Origin of the sequence: Enterocloster sp. 210928-DFI.2.20, assembly GCF_020554465.1 — a bacterium.
In the GTDB taxonomy this organism is placed as follows: domain Bacteria; phylum Bacillota; class Clostridia; order Lachnospirales; family Lachnospiraceae; genus Enterocloster; species Enterocloster bolteae.
This window is the reverse complement of sequence record NZ_JAJCHK010000010.1, coordinates 125,619-142,154: the sequence shown is the minus strand read 5'-3', so window position 1 is coordinate 142,154 and position 16,536 is coordinate 125,619. Positions and strand designations below refer to the sequence as shown.

At 50.2% G+C, this 16,536-nt stretch carries 15 protein-coding genes; all 15 read left to right on the top strand.

Features of this window, described 5'->3' with window-relative positions; genetic code table 11:
* Positions 1-20: 20 nt before the first annotated feature.
* Entirely contained in the window at positions 21-890 is an 870-nt protein-coding gene (gene cdaA, locus LI015_RS11595) for a diadenylate cyclase CdaA (protein WP_002564577.1), read from the top strand.
* Positions 871-2,214 carry a CdaR family protein gene (locus LI015_RS11590; RefSeq protein ID WP_002564576.1) on the top strand — a complete coding sequence of 448 codons (1,344 nt, stop codon included), beginning with the start codon at positions 871-873 and terminating at the stop codon, positions 2,212-2,214. Before cdaA ends, LI015_RS11590 begins: the two co-directional genes overlap by 20 nt.
* 23 nt (positions 2,215-2,237) lie before the next feature.
* A complete protein-coding gene (locus LI015_RS11585) occupies positions 2,238-2,501 on the top strand; it encodes an HPr family phosphocarrier protein (RefSeq protein WP_002564575.1) in 264 nt (87 codons plus the stop codon).
* Between the two features lie 59 nt (positions 2,502-2,560).
* Complete coding sequence (gene ptsP, locus LI015_RS11580; RefSeq protein ID WP_002564574.1) at positions 2,561-4,282, top strand: phosphoenolpyruvate--protein phosphotransferase; 1,722 nt, start codon at positions 2,561-2,563, stop codon at positions 4,280-4,282.
* On the top strand, positions 4,282-5,589 hold the full coding sequence (locus LI015_RS11575) for an O-antigen polymerase (RefSeq protein WP_002564573.1): 1,308 nt from the start codon (positions 4,282-4,284) through the stop codon (positions 5,587-5,589). Before ptsP ends, LI015_RS11575 begins: the two co-directional genes overlap by 1 nt.
* 262 nt (positions 5,590-5,851) lie before the next feature.
* Complete coding sequence (licT, locus tag LI015_RS11570; RefSeq protein WP_002564572.1) at positions 5,852-6,682, top strand: BglG family transcription antiterminator LicT; 831 nt, start codon at positions 5,852-5,854, stop codon at positions 6,680-6,682.
* 45 nt (positions 6,683-6,727) lie between these two features.
* Positions 6,728-7,222, top strand: coding sequence for a PTS sugar transporter subunit IIA (locus tag LI015_RS11565; protein ID WP_002564571.1), 495 nt, complete (start codon positions 6,728-6,730; stop codon positions 7,220-7,222).
* A gap of 20 nt (positions 7,223-7,242) precedes the next feature.
* Positions 7,243-7,500, top strand: coding sequence for an HPr family phosphocarrier protein (locus tag LI015_RS11560; protein WP_054355046.1), 258 nt, complete (start codon positions 7,243-7,245; stop codon positions 7,498-7,500).
* Positions 7,501-7,668: 168 nt separating this feature from the next.
* Positions 7,669-9,123 (top strand): N-acetylglucosamine-specific PTS transporter subunit IIBC, encoded by a 1,455-nt coding sequence (gene nagE / locus LI015_RS11555; RefSeq protein ID WP_002564569.1) that lies wholly within the window; start codon positions 7,669-7,671, stop codon positions 9,121-9,123.
* Between the two features lie 401 nt (positions 9,124-9,524).
* On the top strand, positions 9,525-11,477 hold the full coding sequence (locus LI015_RS11550; RefSeq protein ID WP_227125098.1) for a sensor domain-containing diguanylate cyclase: 1,953 nt from the start codon (positions 9,525-9,527) through the stop codon (positions 11,475-11,477).
* Positions 11,474-12,691 carry a YARHG domain-containing protein gene (locus LI015_RS11545; protein ID WP_227125088.1) on the top strand — a complete coding sequence of 406 codons (1,218 nt, stop codon included), beginning with the start codon at positions 11,474-11,476 and terminating at the stop codon, positions 12,689-12,691. Before LI015_RS11550 ends, LI015_RS11545 begins: the two co-directional genes overlap by 4 nt.
* Positions 12,692-12,940: 249 nt before the next feature.
* Complete coding sequence (locus LI015_RS11540; protein WP_002564566.1) at positions 12,941-13,222, top strand: autorepressor SdpR family transcription factor; 282 nt, start codon at positions 12,941-12,943, stop codon at positions 13,220-13,222.
* Positions 13,209-13,865, top strand: a complete 657-nt coding sequence (locus LI015_RS11535) for an SdpI family protein (RefSeq protein WP_002564565.1) — start codon at positions 13,209-13,211, stop codon at positions 13,863-13,865. The genes LI015_RS11540 and LI015_RS11535 overlap by 14 nt, the downstream gene beginning before the upstream one ends.
* A gap of 229 nt (positions 13,866-14,094) precedes the next feature.
* On the top strand, positions 14,095-15,198 hold the full coding sequence (locus LI015_RS11530) for a DUF362 domain-containing protein (protein WP_002564564.1): 1,104 nt from the start codon (positions 14,095-14,097) through the stop codon (positions 15,196-15,198).
* A 29-nt stretch (positions 15,199-15,227) separates the two neighbouring features.
* Positions 15,228-16,505 carry an O-acetylhomoserine aminocarboxypropyltransferase/cysteine synthase family protein gene (locus tag LI015_RS11525; protein ID WP_227125086.1) on the top strand — a complete coding sequence of 426 codons (1,278 nt, stop codon included), beginning with the start codon at positions 15,228-15,230 and terminating at the stop codon, positions 16,503-16,505.
* Positions 16,506-16,536: the final 31 nt, after the last annotated feature.

The window sequence follows — 16,536 nt, the reverse complement described above, 5'->3', positions numbered from 1 at the left end:
GAACGTAAGGAGGTGAGAGTATGGCGGAAATACTGGTAAAAGTGACATCCTGGCTGTCGCTGCTGCCAAGGATATCAGTGGGGAATATTCTGGAAATCGTGATTATTTCCTTTCTGGTCTATGAACTTCTGGTGTGGATTAAGAACACCAGGGCCTGGAACCTGTTAAAAGGACTTCTGGTTATCCTGGTGTTTGTGCTGTTTGCCGCCGTGCTTCATCTGACTACCATATTGTGGATTCTGGAGAATACCACTACCATTGCGGTGACGGCCCTTCTGGTTATATTCCAGCCTGAGCTTCGCAAGGCTCTGGAACAGCTGGGAAGCCGCAATTACATGTCCTATCTCTTTTCTTTTGACGAGGGCAAGGATAACCAGGGCTTTAACGACAAGACCATCAACGAGCTGGTACGGGCCACTTTTGAGATGGCCAAGGTAAAGACAGGCGCCCTGATGGTGATTGAGCGCGGTTCTTCCCTTAAGGAGATAGAGAGGACGGGAATTGAAATCAACGGCCTGGTCACCAGCCAGCTGCTGATTAATATTTTTGAACACAACACACCTCTTCACGACGGGGCAGTGGTTATCAGGGGCAACCGCATTACAGCGGCCACCTGTTATCTGCCGCTGACTGATAACATGAGCATCAGCAAGGACCTGGGCACGCGCCACAGGGCCGCTGTGGGTGTAAGTGAATCTACGGACAGTATTACCATCGTGGTGTCGGAGGAAACCGGAAGGGTATCGGTAGCAGAAGGAGGAGTGCTGTCCAGGATACCAGATGCAGAAAGCCTCAAAAAGGTACTTTCCAATGTGAAAGAGGAGACTGTTTCATTGAACCGATTGAAAATATGGAAGGGAAGGCTGAAGAATGGAAAAAAAGCTGTCTAACAATATTGGGCTTAAAGTACTTTCTGTCTTCCTGGCATTTTTTGTTTGGCTGGCAGTGGTGAATATCAATAACCCGGAGGACTCAGATTCAAAGGAGGTGCCGTTAGATATTGTCAACGAAGGAATCCTGACATCCAACGGCAAGACATATGAGCTGCTGACGGATAAGGATACTGTTACCGTCAGCTACCGTGTAAGGACACTGGATAAGGCAGGCATCAGCGCCTCGGATTTCAGGGCCTATATAGATTTGGCCGATATATATGAACCCACGGGCGCAGTGCCGGTGAAGATAGAGGTTAAGAACAACAGACGTCTTTTGGACACTCCGGTGGCAAAGCCGGGAGTTATCCGCGTCAAGACAGAGGATCTGCAGCGCAAGTCCTTTGAGATTAGGGCCAAGGTCATAGGGGAAGCTGCCGAAGGATACGATAAGGGAACACCTTCTGTTTCACCGAATTATATAAATGTCAGTGGTCCCATGTCCGTGGTGGGGCAGATCAGCGCGGTGGGAATTGTGATCAATGTGGACGGCGCTGACTCCAACCTGTCAGACAGCGCTCCTGTGGTGTGCTTTGACGCCAATGAAAATGAAATACCCACTGACGAGCGCATCACATTCAGCCGCTCCAGTGTGGATTATACCATGCCGATTCTCAAGCGCAAGAGCCTGGTGCTGAACTTTGAGCCGGAGGGCAGGGTGGCGGATGGATACCGGTATACGGGGATAGAGAGCAGCCGTCCTTCTGTGGCTGTCAATGGTCTGAAATCCGATTTGGCAAATATTAATTCCATTACCATCCCAAGCTCTGAGCTGAATATGGACGGAGCCACAGGGGATAAGGAAGTTACTCTGGATATCAGCCAGTATCTGCCGGAGGGAGTGTACCTTTCGGACGAGTCATCCAAAGAGGTGAAGGTTGTCATCAAGGTGGAGGCTTTGGAGAGCAGGACATTTGAGCTTAAAACAAGCCAGATTAAGCGGGTGGGATACCACAGCGATTATGAATACCAGTATGACAGGGATTCTGTGAATGTGGTCATAAGAGGCCTGAAGGAAGATCTGGACCAGCTTTCGGCTGCCGCTCTGGGCGCTGAGATGGATGTGGAGGATATGGTTCCGGGAGAGAACAGCGGGGAGATTACGTTCCAGCTGGGCGATGCCTATGAACTGGTGAGCTACGACCGTATCCAGGTGACTGTGACAGAAAAAGGGCCGTCGGCTGACAGTACTGCGGCCAGTACAGATGAGAGCCAGGAAGGGACAGAAAGTGAGACATCAGAAGGTCCTGCCAGTACGTCCAAGGCAGAGCCCGGTCAGTAACAAAAAGCAAGGAGAGAGGCATAATGGTAAGCAAAACAACTGTAATCAAGAATCCATCCGGTCTGCACCTGCGTCCGGCGGGAGTCCTCTGCAAGGAGGCGCTGCGTTATAAATCAAAAATATCCTTCAAGGTGCGCACCACCACGGCCAATGCCAAGAGTGTATTAAGCGTCCTTGGGGCTTGCGTGAAATCTGGAGACGAGATTGAATTCGTCTGTGAGGGGCCAGATGAGGAGGAAGCACTGGAAGCCATGGTTGGTATCGTGGAGGCCGGGTTAGGCGAGTAGATTGACGGCAACCAAAGGTTGTGAGTATAAATGAATTTTTAATAAGGAGGTACAAGAGGATGTACAAGGGAACAAGCGCTTCTGCAGGAATTGGAATTGGAAAAGCAGTGATTGTGGAAGAAGTCCAGCTGGTGATTACCAGGCAGGCGGTAAACGATGTGGAAGAGGAGGTGCAGCGTTTTAAGGGAGCGCTGGACGAGACCATCAAGGCCACAGAGAAACTGGCAGAGGACCTGGCAACCAGGGTGGGAGAGAAGGAAGCGGAAATCATGCAGGGACATATGATGCTTCTGGCAGACCCTATGCTGACAGGAGAGATTGAGAACTCTGTCAGGAATGACGGCGTAAACAGTGAATACGCCATTGAGAATGTGTGCAACATGTATGCGGATATGTTTGCCTCCATGGGAGACGAGCTGATGCAGCAGAGAGCCACGGACATGCGCGACATCAAGACCCGTATGCAGCAGATGCTTATGGGAATCCAGTCTGTGGACATCTCCTCCCTGCCCGAAGGCAGCATCATAGTGGCAAAGGATCTGACCCCGTCCATGACCGCGGGAATCAATCCCGCCAATGTAACCGGTATTGTCACGGAGCTGGGCGGCAAGACCTCCCACAGCGCAATCCTGGCTAGGGCTCTGGAGATTCCGGCTGTGGTGGCTGTCACAGGCTTTATGGACGGCGTCAAGGACGGGGACCAGGTGGTGCTGGACGGCAGCACCGGCGAAGTGTATGTGAACCCGGACCAGGCTGTGACGGCTGATTACGAGGAGAAGAGAAAACAGTTCCTGGTGGAAAAGAAGGAGCTGGAGAAGTATATCGGCAAGCCTTCTGTCACAAAGGACGGCGTGCAGGTGGAAATCGTGGCTAACATTGGAAAGCCCGAGGACGTGGACAAGGTGCTCCAGTATGACGGAGAGGGCATCGGATTGTTCCGCACCGAGTTTTTGTTTATGGACAGAAACGCCATGCCTACAGAGGAAGAGCAGTTCGAGGCATATAAGAAGGTGGCAGCCGCTATGAACGGAAAGCCGGTTATCATCCGTACCCTGGATATCGGAGGCGACAAGGAGATTCCATACATGGGCCTGGAGAAGGACGAGAATCCATTTCTGGGCTACCGGGCAATCCGTTTCTGTCTGGACCGCAGGGAGGATGTGTATAAGCCGCAGCTGAGGGCGCTTTTAAGGGCAAGCGCATTCGGCAACATCCGTATTATGGTTCCGTTAGTAACATGCATTGAAGAGTACCGTCAGGCAAAGGCACTGGTGGAGGAAATCAAGAAGGAACTGGATGAAAAGGGCATTGCATACAACAAGGACATCCAGGTGGGCATTATGGTGGAGACAGCAGCAGCTTCCCTGATTGCAGATATCTTTGCAAAGGAAGCGGACTTCTTCAGCATCGGAACCAATGATTTGACCCAGTATACCATGTCTGTTGACAGGGGCAATAAAAAGGTATCCTATCTTTATTCCACCTTTAATCCGGCTGTGCTCAGAAGTATTAAGCATATCATTGCCTGCGGCCGTGAGGCGGGCATTATGGTAGGCATGTGCGGCGAGGCTGCAAGCGACCCCATGATGATTCCGCTGCTTCTGGCATTTGGACTCAATGAATTCAGCATGAGCGCATCCGCCATTCTGAAAGCCAGGAAGATGGTTACCCAGTACAGTGTGGAGGAGCTTCAGGCAGTGGCTGACAAGGCCATGAGCTTTGCCACAGCAGCAGAAACAGAACAATACATGAGAGATTTTGTGGAGAAGGTTACAGATTAATGGCAGTTTATCTGGTTTGTTATATCATAAGCTTCATATTGGCCCGGCAGCATTTTTATATGCTGTCTGGGCTGGTTTTAATTACAGCAGCCTTGTGGCTGTATATAAAGGATTACAGGGAGACGGGCAACCTGATTCACCTGCGGGGGCTTTTCTGCCTCTTTTTTGTGGGCGGGCAGGGAATATCCTGCTTTAAGCTCAGCCGCCTTCAGACGGATTGGGACCTCCGGACATGGGTCTGCCTGGGACTGGCGGTGCTCACCTTCTGGATTGTGTTTGAGGTGCTGCACAGGATATATGATGGATGGAGCGCGGCGGACATGCAGTCTGTATACCGTTTTTATGCCTCGGCTGAATCTCCGCTGCAGGCAAAGCGGCTGCTTCATTCCATGGCTGCGCTGGTGGTCATATCCTTCCTCGCTTTTTTCTTTGAGGCGTGGAAGCTGGGTTTTGTGCCGCTGTTCTCATACGGTGTGCCCCATGCCTATTCCTATTTCCATGTCAGCGGTGTCCATTATTTTACGGTTTCCTGCGTGCTGGTGCCCAGTCTGTTCGTGGTGTACAGCCTTATGATATCCCGCAGGGGAAGAGGGCTGACCAGAGATCAGGGATTCTGGCTGGGACTGCTTATGGTGGTGCTGTCCCTGGCCGTGCCGGTGCTTTGCGTGTCCAGGTTCCAGCTGATTCTGGCCGTGGGCATGGCCGCATTTACCTATATTTCCATGAGCGGCACCTTCAGCCTGGTCTATGTGGGCGTGCTGATGGCCTGTATGATTCCGGCCTATCTGCTCTTAACGGTTATGCGCAGCCACAGCGTGGAATACCTGAACGGCATTTTTGAGATGAAGAACAGCCATATGCCAATATTCATCACACAGCCCTATATGTATATTGCCAATAACTACGATAATTTTAACTGTCTGGTGGAGCAGCTGGAATCCCACAGCCTTGGGCTTCGCATGCTGTTTCCGGTGTGGGCTCTTACGGGACTTAAATTCCTGTTCCCGGTCCTGGTAAGCTTTCCTCTCTTTGTGACAAAGAAGGAGCTGACCACCCTTACCCTGTTCTATGACGCCTACTATGATTTCGGCATTTTCGGAATGGTGCTTTTGGGCGCGCTCCTGGGAGCAGCATGTTACTTTCTGGTAAGGCGCAGGCGGAAGATGTCATGTCCGGCAGGCCATGTAATCTATGCCCAGATTGCCATGTACATGATGTTGTCATTTTTCACCACCTGGTTTTCCAATCCTGCCACCTGGTTTTATCTGGCTGTTACAGGTATTATTTACATGTATGTCAAGTCATGACAAGGGCTGTGTTGGGAATTCTGACAACAGGAGTGGGGGCAAATATAAAAATTATATAAAATATTGTTGACTTTTATCTTAAGATTTGCTATGATGCTGTTAGTGAAGTAAATCTTTGGAAGTTATAATTAAATAATTAATAAGGATTGTTACTGTTCGGCAGGCAAAACCAAGTTTGTTAAGGGGATGATGTGTACCCGTGCGTATGCGCACATGGGTCTCTTTAACAAAGTTGGTTTTTTTGTTTTCATCAGGAGCAATTATGAAAATAGCTAAAATAATCAATAATAATGTAGTGAGCACCTGCGATGAAGAGGGCAGGGAGATCATCGTCATGGGAAGAGGCGTCGGCTTCAAAGCAAAGGAAGGCAATACCATTGACGAGGAAAAGGTGGAGAAGATATTCCGCCTGGAGAGTCAGAACACCATGGATAAGTTTAAGGAACTGCTGGAGAACCTTCCCATGGAGCATGTACAGATATCGGCAGAAATCATTGGTTATGCCAAAGAGGTTCTTAACCGGCCTATTAACCCAAATGTGTATATCACCCTTACGGATCATATAAACTTTGCACTGGAGCGGTACAAACAGAAGATGATGTTTTCCAATCCCTTAATCAGGGAGGTACGCAGCTTTTACCACGCGGAATATCTCATTGGCGAATATGCCATAGCCATGATTGAAAGGGACCTGGGAGTAAAGCTCCCGGTGGACGAGGCAGCTTCCATTGCCCTTCACATCGTCAATGCGGAGTATGATGCACCTATGGGTGATACAATTAAGATCACCAATCTGATACAGCAGGTATTGGAGGTGGTCAGGGAGTATTTTAGTATAGAGCTGGATGAGCAGTCCCTCAGCTATGAGAGGTTCATCACTCATCTGCGTTTTCTGGCCCAGCGGGTATTTACAGGGGAGCATATGAATCTGGATAACCTGGAGTTCCAGGAGGTCATTGACCGTCTGTATCCGGAGGAATATGCCTGCAGCCAGAAAATACAGGCGCTCATCAAGCTGCAGTACAGGCACCAGGTAACAGAGGAAGAAGTGGCTTACCTGGCCCTGCACATTAAACGTATCAGGACTAAATAATTATTTTGCAGGTCCCTTGGGGGACGTGAAAGGAGAGCAGCAAGGATGTTTGGATCACTTAAGAAGTTATTCGGGGGAGAAGAAAAGGAAGAGAAGATAATCGCAGCGCCGGTCAATGGAACAGCCATTCCCATGAGCCAGGTAAGCGACCCCACTTTCAGCCAGGAGATCCTGGGAAAGGGAACAGCAGTCATACCGTCGGACGGCAGGGTGGTTGCGCCGGCAGACGGACTGGTGACCATGGTATTTGACACAAAGCATGCCATCAGCATGCAGACAGACAACGGCGCGGAGCTGATTATCCACATCGGACTTGACACGGTACAGCTTAAGGGGCAGTACTTTGATGCTCATGTGGCAGCAGGGGATAAGGTAAAGCAGGGCGACCTCCTTTTAGACTTTGACATAGATAAGATTAAGGAAGCTGGTTATGATGTGACTACGCCGGTTATTATCTGCAACACGCCTCAGTTTCCAAAGATGGAATGTGTGAACGGAATGGAAGTAAGGGCCGGAGAAACAGCCATCATCAAACTGTAAGGAATAAAGGCGGGGACGAGTTGACAGAGCGGAGCTTTATCTTAAAAGACGAAATGGGGCTTCACGCAAGGCCGGCCGCCATGCTTATGGTCAGGATGCTCCATGTAAGATCCACCGTGGAAATCATCTGCGGGGACCGCAGGGCGGACGGGAAGGATGTCATGAGCATCATGGCCATGAACACCACGGCAGGAGATGAGGTCATCTTCCGCATCGACGGACCCGATGAGGAAGCTGCCATGAAAGAAGTGGAAGCTGTCCTGGAAACCGGTGCCTGACACATTGGCGGGGGACCGGCGGGCAGGCGCGGAAACTGTCCAAAAAAATGTAACAGTGATTTAAGCCTGGAAACAGGTTTGAATAGAGTATTTATCAAAATGTAATTCAGAGTACTCCTACGGGAAAAGTATAGAAGGAGGCTCTAAAAAAGAAAGGGGATTTATGTTATGATGAAGTATTTGCAGAAACTAGGTAAGGCCATCATGCTTCCTGTTGCCGTTCTGCCGGTTGCAGCTATTATGATGGGTATTGGCTATGCCATGTGTCCTGCCACCATGCAGGGCGGTGACGTAACCGGTATCATCCAGATTATTGGTTTTGCGCTGGTGAAGATTGGCAGTGCCGTAATCGACAAGCTGCCCATGCTGTTTGCAGTAGGTGTGGCAATCGGTTTATCAAAGGACCAGCACGGTGCGGCAGGTCTTGCAGGTCTGGTTGCATTTCTGACTGTCACCACAGTACTTAACAGCGGAGTTGTTGCCACAATGATGGGCGCAGAAGAAGCTCCTCTGGCCTTCTCCAAGATTGACAACGCGTTTATCGGTATCATTTCCGGTATCACAGCGTCCGTTTGTTACAACAAGTTCAGCAGCGCGCAGCTGCCGACCGCACTTGCTTTCTTCTCAGGAAAGCGCTGTGTGCCCATCGTTACATCCTTCGTAATGGTTGCAGAGTCCGCCATCCTGTACTTTGTATGGCCGATGCTGTTCAACGCCCTTGTATGGGTTGGCGAGCATATCATGGGACTTGGTCCTGTAGGCGCGGGTCTCTATGCATTTGCAAACCGTCTCCTGATTCCGACCGGACTGCATCACGCACTGAACGCAGTATTCTGGTTTGACATTGCAGGAATTGCTGATATCAACAAATTCTGGGGCTTCGCAGAAGGCGGAATCAAGGGAGTTACCGGTATGTACCAGGCAGGATTCTTCCCGGTAATGATGTTCGGCCTTCCGGCAGCTGCATTTGCAATGTACCAGACAGCAAAGCCAGAGAAGAAGCAGTATGCGGCAGGTATCCTGATTGCAGGAGCAGTAGCATCCTTCGTATCAGGCGTTACCGAGCCTCTGGAATTCTCCTTCATGTTCCTGGCTCCCGGACTGTACCTTGTACACGCCGTTCTGACCGGTATTTCCGTAGCAGTAGCAGCCGCATTCCACTGGACCGCAGGCTTCTGCTTCAGCGCAGGCGTAACGGACTTCATCTTCAGCTGCAGGCTTCCAATGGCCAACCAGCCATTTATGCTGTTAGTACAGGGTGTTGTATTCGCAGTTATCTACTACGTAGTATTCCGCGCCGTCATCACCAAATTCGACCTTCCAACACCAGGACGTGAGAAAGAAGATTTAGACGCAGAAATGACAGCCGTATTAGCAAACGACGATTTCACCAAGGTAGCAGCCATTATATTAGAAGGATTAGGCGGCAAAGGAAATGTAGTAACATTAGACAACTGCATTACAAGGCTGAGATTAGAGATAAAAGACTACACATTAGTAGACGAGAAAAAGATAAAATCCGCAGGCGTAGCCGGAGTCATGAGGCCCAGCAAGACATCTGTACAGGTAATAGTAGGAACCAAAGTACAGTTTGTAGCAGACGAAATGCAAAAAATGCTATAGCAATGAGCCGGGCAAAAAGCCGGACAAAAAACCAGGGGGGAAGAATGCATTATCTCTTCCCCCCCTGGTTTTTTATCCGGCTTTTTATGGGGCGAACGCCCCACAGCCCTGGGAACGCCGAGGCGTTTCCAGGGCTGCCGCCCGGCGGATCCGCTCCCTCCCATACCTAATTCCGCCCCCAAGCGTCCCTGGCCCCCGGCCAGGCAGCCCACCCCATTCCACCCCACCCCTCATCCACCCCCATAAAATAATTATCACCCAACCCAACCCCCGTCCCCTCTTGTCCCCCCACCCAAAATATGCTATCCTATAACTCAGAGCACTATCACCTACCCATCCCCCCCACCCCATTCCCCACCCCCAAATCCCAACTATCCAAAGAAACGGAGGGCGCCCCCCAAATGAAGCAGATTATCCGCAAGCGGCTATGCATCGTAATCCTGACAGCCATGCTGACCACCCTCCTCATCAACTATTGCATAGAAATCCACAATGCCCAAAACGAAATGTATACCAGCGCCCGGGAAATGTTCTGGCAGGTAGGCCAGATACTGGACCAAAACGAAAAAGAGGCAGAAAAAGAAAGAGAAAACCTGAAAGAGCAATGTTTCATCCGGGCCAAAGCAATCGCCTACATCCTGCAGGACCGTCCCCAGGTCACGGGAGACCAGCAGGAGATGGAAAAGATAGCCCGCCTGCTGCAGGTAGACGAGTTCCACTTATTTGACACAAAAGGCAATCTATACGCCGGATCCGAGCCCAAATACTTTGGCCTTAACTTTAACTCCGGCCAGCAAATGCAGTTTTTCCTGCCAATGTTAGAGAACTATGATCTCCAGATGTGCCAGGACATAACTCCCAACACAGCAGAGGGAAAGCTGATGCAGTATGCGGCGGTCTGGCGTGAAGACCGAAAGGGCATTATACAGGTAGGCTTAGAGCCGACAACGGTTTTGGATTCCATGAAGCTGACTGAGCTGTCCTACATATTCTCCCTGGTCACATCAGAAAAGGACTCCACCGTATACGCCATAGATCCTGAAAGCGAAACCATACTGGGATCCACAGATGAAACACTGGTGGGAAAACAAATCCAGGAGATAGGACTTCACCCGGACCAGCTTTCCGTCACCAACCGGGCAGTCAGGGCAGTGTTAAACCAGAAGGACAGCTACTGCGTTTTTGGAAAGAGCAATTCCGTTATACTGGGCATGTCCGCTACCAGCGCTTCACTGTACCGGGAAGTGAACAGAAGCACCCTTATGGTGGCAGTATATCTCATAGGACTGTCCCTGCTGATGATCACGTTCATTTCCAAAGACATAGACCGCTATATTCTGGAAGGAATATCCTCCATACACAATAACCTGGTAAAAATAACCAAGGGAAATCTGGACACCAGGGTAGAGGTGGACAGCACGCCGGAATTCAGGGAACTGAGCTTCCAAATCAACAAAATGGTAGAGAGTCTTTTGGATACCACCAACAAGATATCAAAAATTCTGGAGATGGTCAGGGTTCCCATAGGCGTATATGAATATAACCGGGATATGAAGCGCGTCATGGCGACCAGCCGTCTGGCAGGCATCCTCAGGCTTAAGGACCAGGAAGCAGAGGAGCTTCTGGCAGACCATTGCTTATTCGAGCAAAAGATGGATGACCTGAGAAGCCGTCCGGTGGAGCGGGAAGAGAGAATTTACCAGTTGGAGGGCTCTGATTTGCACTATATCCGACTGGAATCCTTTGAGCGGGAGAACAGTGTTCTCGGCATGATTGCAGATGTGACAGATGATGTTATGGAGAAGAAGCAGATTGAGCGTGAGCGGGACATTGACCTGTTGACAGGCATGTACAACAGAAGGGCATTTTACCGCCATATGGAACAGCTGCTCAGGGAGCCGGAGCAGTTAGACCATGGCATGATGCTCATGGCTGACGCGGATAACCTGAAACAGGTCAATGACAAGTACGGCCATGAAAATGGGGACCGTTACCTGACAGCCATTGCGGGCCTGCTCAAAGGCTGCGGCTGGAGCAACTGTATTGCAGCCCGCCTCAGCGGGGACGAGTTTGCGCTGTTCCTATATAAATGCAGTTCACGAAACCAATTGATGGAATATGAGGCCGGGCTTAGAAAAACCATGGAAACATGTACGGCAGAGCTGGATAACGGAGAACGCATACAAGTGCGTTTTTCGGACGGATACGCCTTTTATCCTGAGGACGGCACCGATACAGCCTGCCTGCTAAAACATGCAGACGAATCCATGTATGAGGCAAAGCGGGCCTATAAGGCAGCGTCGGTCGGAAAAAAAGATGAGAGCAGAGGCAGTAAGGAGGGCAATGTTTCATGAAATGGATTAAAAAGCAGCGTATCATAACCATATGCCTAAAAGGCGTGCTGGCCATGGTTATCCTGTCAGCAATGCTGGGTCTGGCGGCATGCCGCGCAGATACAGGGAGCCATATAAGTAATACCGGGGCAGGCGCGGAAAATCATGGGATGCAGGATAATGCCAGCGCACCGGAGAGCTTGGGCAGCCAGGAAGGTAAGGCGGAGCCGGACAGCTTTGGAAGCCAGGAAGGTAACGGGGAGCCGGACAGTTCCTCTGTCCCGGCTCATGACGCAGACCAACCCTGGGCAGATGAACCAAGGCGGGTTCTGACGCAAGAGGAGCTGCGCGGTTTTGAGGAATATCTGAACCGGATCGGCAACTACGGATTTCTTATGTCAGACTACAAAAGCCCGGAATATATAAACCTGAATGAAGTGTTTTATTCCGGAGCCGGCCTGGAACAGTCCCCGTTAACAGAGGAAGAAAGGGAAATGTACCTGAAAACCGTTGGACAGCCGGAGCTTTACACAGACCTGGTGAGGCTGGGTACGGAGCAGATGAACGGGTTTCTCACAGAGAAAACCGGACTGACGCTGGAACAGATGAAAACAGGGATTGGGTGGATTTACCTGGCTCCCTATGACCGGTATTATGCGGAACACGGCGATACCAACATAAGAAGTTTCTTCTGCCCCAGCGGCGAGGTGGATGGCGGGATATACAGGATACGGTGTCTTTCCGACGGATACAGCCAGTTTAATCTGGAAAGCATAGTAACCCTGAAGCAGGTGTCCAAAGGATATCAGTTTTTATCCAATGAAATCATATGGGATTATCATGGCTCCTATAAGGAGGATGCAAAAGCCCCTACGGCAGAAGCACTGCATTACGTTATATCGGCTTACAAAATGGAGGTTGAGGAAGGAGGCACAGGCATATACCCTGCGGGGGCAGTGCCTGATGACTATGGTTCACCTGTATTTGATTCCGATGCCAGATATTATTCCATGGAGGAAATGGAGCAGATTAGCTGGAGGCCGGAACTGACAGCGGTATTCCGCAACGAGATTTATGCCCGCCATGGATATATTTTTAAGAGTGATTTCTGGAATTATTTTTTCAGCACATTTACCTGGTATTCAGGGGAATACCCCGCAGATTCCTTTGACGCAGGCGTGTTCAATGAATATGAGAAGGCTAATCTGAAGCTGGCGGTTGAAATGGAAAAATAAGACGACAGCAGAGCTGCTGCTGATTATTTGGGAGGAAAGACATATGCCCGGGACTGATGTCCGGCGGGCATTTGTCTTTTCTCCCTCTTGACATATCCCGGTAATTTTGTTAATATACATTTAGATGTTTTGATAAACATCTAAATGTATAAATGGGAAGAAGCCGGATTTGCAGCCGCCCATACAGCCGCCCCCGCCTCACAATAAAAATACATAAAATCAGGCAAAGCGAAAGGAGGAATTTTGTCCATGTCCTTCGGTGACACATTCAAAGCCCTGTCCGACCCCACCCGCCGCGAGATACTTAACCTGTTAAAGCAGGGAAGCATGACCGCGGGACAGATTGTGGAACATTTTGACACAACAGGAGCAACTATTTCCCATCACCTGAATATACTCAGGCAGGCGGGACTTATAGAGGACCGGAAATCGGGCAAATATATTTATTACGAGCTTAATACCACTGTATTTCAGGAAGTTCTTTCCTGGATGCATTCATTAATGGAGGAAGACAAACATGAAAAAAAATAACAGGAAGATCTCCAAGTGGGATATAATGTACTGGCTTACGGCCCTTGTGCCCTTTATCATTTCCGTCTGTTTTTATAACCGCCTGCCGGATCTGGTTCCCACCCACTGGGGGACGGACAATGTGGCAGATGGTTATTCCAGCCGCAATATGGCCGCTTTCGGCATACCGGCCTTTATGTTTCTCATGGCAGTGATGGTAAATGTGATTTACCGGATTGACCCCAAACGTGAAAACATCAGCCGCTCCAGGGAACTGAAGCAGATTACCCGCTGGTTTGTGGTGCTGCTGGCGGTGATGGTCCAGTTTGTGATTGTTCTGTCCGGCATCGGTGTGGATATCAACGTGGGAAGCATGGTAAGCATTCCCATTGCACTGATGTTCGTGGCGGCAGGCAATTACCTGCCCAAATGCAGACAGAACTACACCATGGGAATCAAACTTCCGTGGACCCTGGCAGATGAGGATAACTGGAACAGGACTCACCGCATGGCCGGCTATGTATGGACGGCAGGGGGAATACTGATGCTGATTATGGGATTTTTTCATCTGGCATCCCTGTTCTTCCTGGTTTTCATGGCAATGGTCCTGATTCCAAGTGTGTATTCCTATCTGATTTACCGGAAAAAGCTGAAAGGAATATAAACGGTTCCATCATCACGGCACGATGAAGCCGTACAGAAGGCCCTGCTTTAACGCAGGGTCTTTTTCTGTTTGTGCCGATGATATTGTGGCGCCGCGGTAAAACATGTACGAAGAATCCCGGGAAAAGATTACCCGAAAAAATTTGGTGCCCTTGCCCCCACATACAGGATTGAATAAATGCAGGGTTTGAAGTATAATAAACGGGATAATGATTTAGAAGGAGGACATCATGGCAGTATCAAATGTATACTACACCAACATGAGGACTACACTTACGGAAAATCTCCTGCAGAAGCTGGAGAGGCTGGTAAAAAAAGCCGGCATGATGGATATTGACTTTAACAACAAATACACTGCAATCAAGATTCACTTTGGCGAGCCCGGAAACCTGGCTTACCTGCGTGCCAACTACTCCAAGGTCCTGGTGGATTTAATCCGGTCCCAAAGCGGCAAAGTATTCCTAACCGACTGCAATACCCTTTATGTGGGAAGAAGGAAGAATGCATTGGACCACCTGGACGCTGCTTATGAGAATGGCTATAATCCCTTTACCACAGGATGTCATATGATTATTGCCGACGGCCTTAAGGGAACGGATGAAGCCCTGGTTCCCATTGACGGAGAGTACGTGAAGGAGGCAAAGATTGGCCGGGCCATTATGGACGCGGACATCGTTATTTCCCTGACCCACTTTAAGGGGCATGAGGCAACCGGTTTTGGAGGCACACTTAAGAACCTGGGCATGGGAAGCGGCTCCAGAGCCGGCAAGATGGAGATGCACAACGCTGGTAAGCCTTTTGTACATACGGATAAATGTATCGGATGCGGCGCCTGTCAGAGAAACTGCGCCCACAGCGCCATCACGGTCCTTGAACGCAAAGCCTCCATTGATACAAGCAAGTGTGTTGGATGCGGCCGCTGTATCGGAGCCTGTCCCGTGGATGCGGTGGACTCCATGTGCGACGAGGCCAATGATATACTGAACCGGAAGATTGCCGAGTACACCCTGGCAGTGCTGAAGGGACGTCCGAATTTCCATGTGAGTCTTGTGGTGGACGTATCCCCCAACTGTGACTGTCATTCGGAGAATGACGCCCCCATTGTGCCTAACGTGGGTATGTTTGCTTCATTTGACCCGGTGGCCCTGGACATGGCCTGTGTGGACGCGGTAAACAGCCAGCCCGTGCTTGCCGGAAGTTTTCTGGCGGAGCAGGATCATCACAGCCATGACCATTTCATCAATACGCACCCGGATACCAACTGGGAGACCTGTATTGACCATGCTGTGAAGCTGGGACTTGGCAATAAGGAATATAATCTCATCACCATTTAGAACCTGACCATAAGGAGGACACAGGAAACATGAGCAAACAATCATTAGACACAATCTGCATACAGGGAGGCTGGGAGCCGAAGAACGGCGAGCCCAGACAGCTTCCCATATACCAGAGCACTACCTTTAAATATACCACCAGTGAGCAGATGGGACGGCTTTTTGACCTGGAGGAAAACGGCTATTTTTATACCAGGCTGGCCAACCCAACCAATGACGCAGTGGCATCAAAGATCTGCCAGCTGGAGGGCGGGGTGGGGGCCATGCTCACTTCTTCGGGACAGGCAGCTACCTTTTATGCTATATTGAATATCTGCCAGGCGGGAGACCATGTAATCAGCTCCTCCACCATATACGGCGGTTCCACCAACCTGTTTACCGTTACCTTCCCCAAGATGGGAGTGGAGTGCACTCTGGTGAATCCGGATGCGGATGAGGCGGAACTGGCAAAGGCGTTCAGGCCTAACACCAAAGTGGTATTTGCAGAGAGCATTGCCAATCCTGCCCTGACAGTACTTGATTTTGAGAAGTTTGCCCGTCTGGCGCACAGCCATGGTGTACCTCTGATTGTGGACAATACCTTTGCAACCCCTATTAACTGCCGTCCCTTTGAGTGGGGCGCAGACATTGTGACGCACAGCACCACAAAATATATGGACGGCCATGCGGCCACAGTAGGCGGATGCATTGTGGACAGCGGAAATTTTGACTGGGAGGCCCATCATGACAAATTTAAGGGCCTGACAGAGCCGGATGAGTCATATCACGGCATTGTGTATACCCAGAAATTTGGCAGGCTGGCTTATATCCAGAAGGCCACAGCCCAGCTTATGAGGGATTTGGGTTCCATCCAGTCCCCTCAGAATGCATTCCTGATTAATATTGGCCTGGAGACCCTTCATTTAAGGGTGCCGAGACACTGTGAGAGTGCCTTTAAGGTGGCCTCCTACCTTCAGTCCAGGGAAGATGTGGCCTGGGTAAAATATCCGGGACTTCCAGGGGATAAGTACTATGAGCTGGCTCAGAAATACATGCCAAAGGGTACCTGCGGCGTTATCTCCTTTGGTTTAAAGGGTGGGCGTCAGGCAGCTTCCGTGTTCATGGATAAGCTGGAGCTGTGCTCCATCGAAACCCATGTGGCTGATTCCAGGACAGCTGTTCTTCATCCGGCCAGCCATACCCACCGTCAGCTTACGGACGAACAGCTGGTGGAGGCAGGCGTGGACCCGTCCATGATTCGTTTCAGCGTGGGACTGGAGTCCGCCGCCGACGTGATTGAGGATATCCGCCAGGCGTTAGAAGATTAAGAAATTGACAAAAGGAGCCGCCCGCTTACGG

Coding starts and splice junctions, on each gene's coding strand:
- ptsP (WP_002564574.1), top strand. CDS start 2,561: ATGTACAAGGGAACAAGCGCTTCTGCAGGAATTGGAATTGGAAAAGCA.
- cdaA (WP_002564577.1), top strand. CDS start 21: ATGGCGGAAATACTGGTAAAAGTGACATCCTGGCTGTCGCTGCTGCCA.
- LI015_RS11575 (WP_002564573.1), top strand. CDS start 4,282: ATGGCAGTTTATCTGGTTTGTTATATCATAAGCTTCATATTGGCCCGG.
- LI015_RS11565 (WP_002564571.1), top strand. CDS start 6,728: ATGTTTGGATCACTTAAGAAGTTATTCGGGGGAGAAGAAAAGGAAGAG.
- LI015_RS11550 (WP_227125098.1), top strand. CDS start 9,525: ATGAAGCAGATTATCCGCAAGCGGCTATGCATCGTAATCCTGACAGCC.
- LI015_RS11540 (WP_002564566.1), top strand. CDS start 12,941: ATGTCCTTCGGTGACACATTCAAAGCCCTGTCCGACCCCACCCGCCGC.
- LI015_RS11585 (WP_002564575.1), top strand. CDS start 2,238: ATGGTAAGCAAAACAACTGTAATCAAGAATCCATCCGGTCTGCACCTG.
- LI015_RS11590 (WP_002564576.1), top strand. CDS start 871: ATGGAAAAAAAGCTGTCTAACAATATTGGGCTTAAAGTACTTTCTGTC.
- LI015_RS11525 (WP_227125086.1), top strand. CDS start 15,228: ATGAGCAAACAATCATTAGACACAATCTGCATACAGGGAGGCTGGGAG.
- nagE (WP_002564569.1), top strand. CDS start 7,669: ATGATGAAGTATTTGCAGAAACTAGGTAAGGCCATCATGCTTCCTGTT.
- LI015_RS11545 (WP_227125088.1), top strand. CDS start 11,474: ATGAAATGGATTAAAAAGCAGCGTATCATAACCATATGCCTAAAAGGC.
- LI015_RS11535 (WP_002564565.1), top strand. CDS start 13,209: ATGAAAAAAAATAACAGGAAGATCTCCAAGTGGGATATAATGTACTGG.
- LI015_RS11530 (WP_002564564.1), top strand. CDS start 14,095: ATGGCAGTATCAAATGTATACTACACCAACATGAGGACTACACTTACG.
- licT (WP_002564572.1), top strand. CDS start 5,852: ATGAAAATAGCTAAAATAATCAATAATAATGTAGTGAGCACCTGCGAT.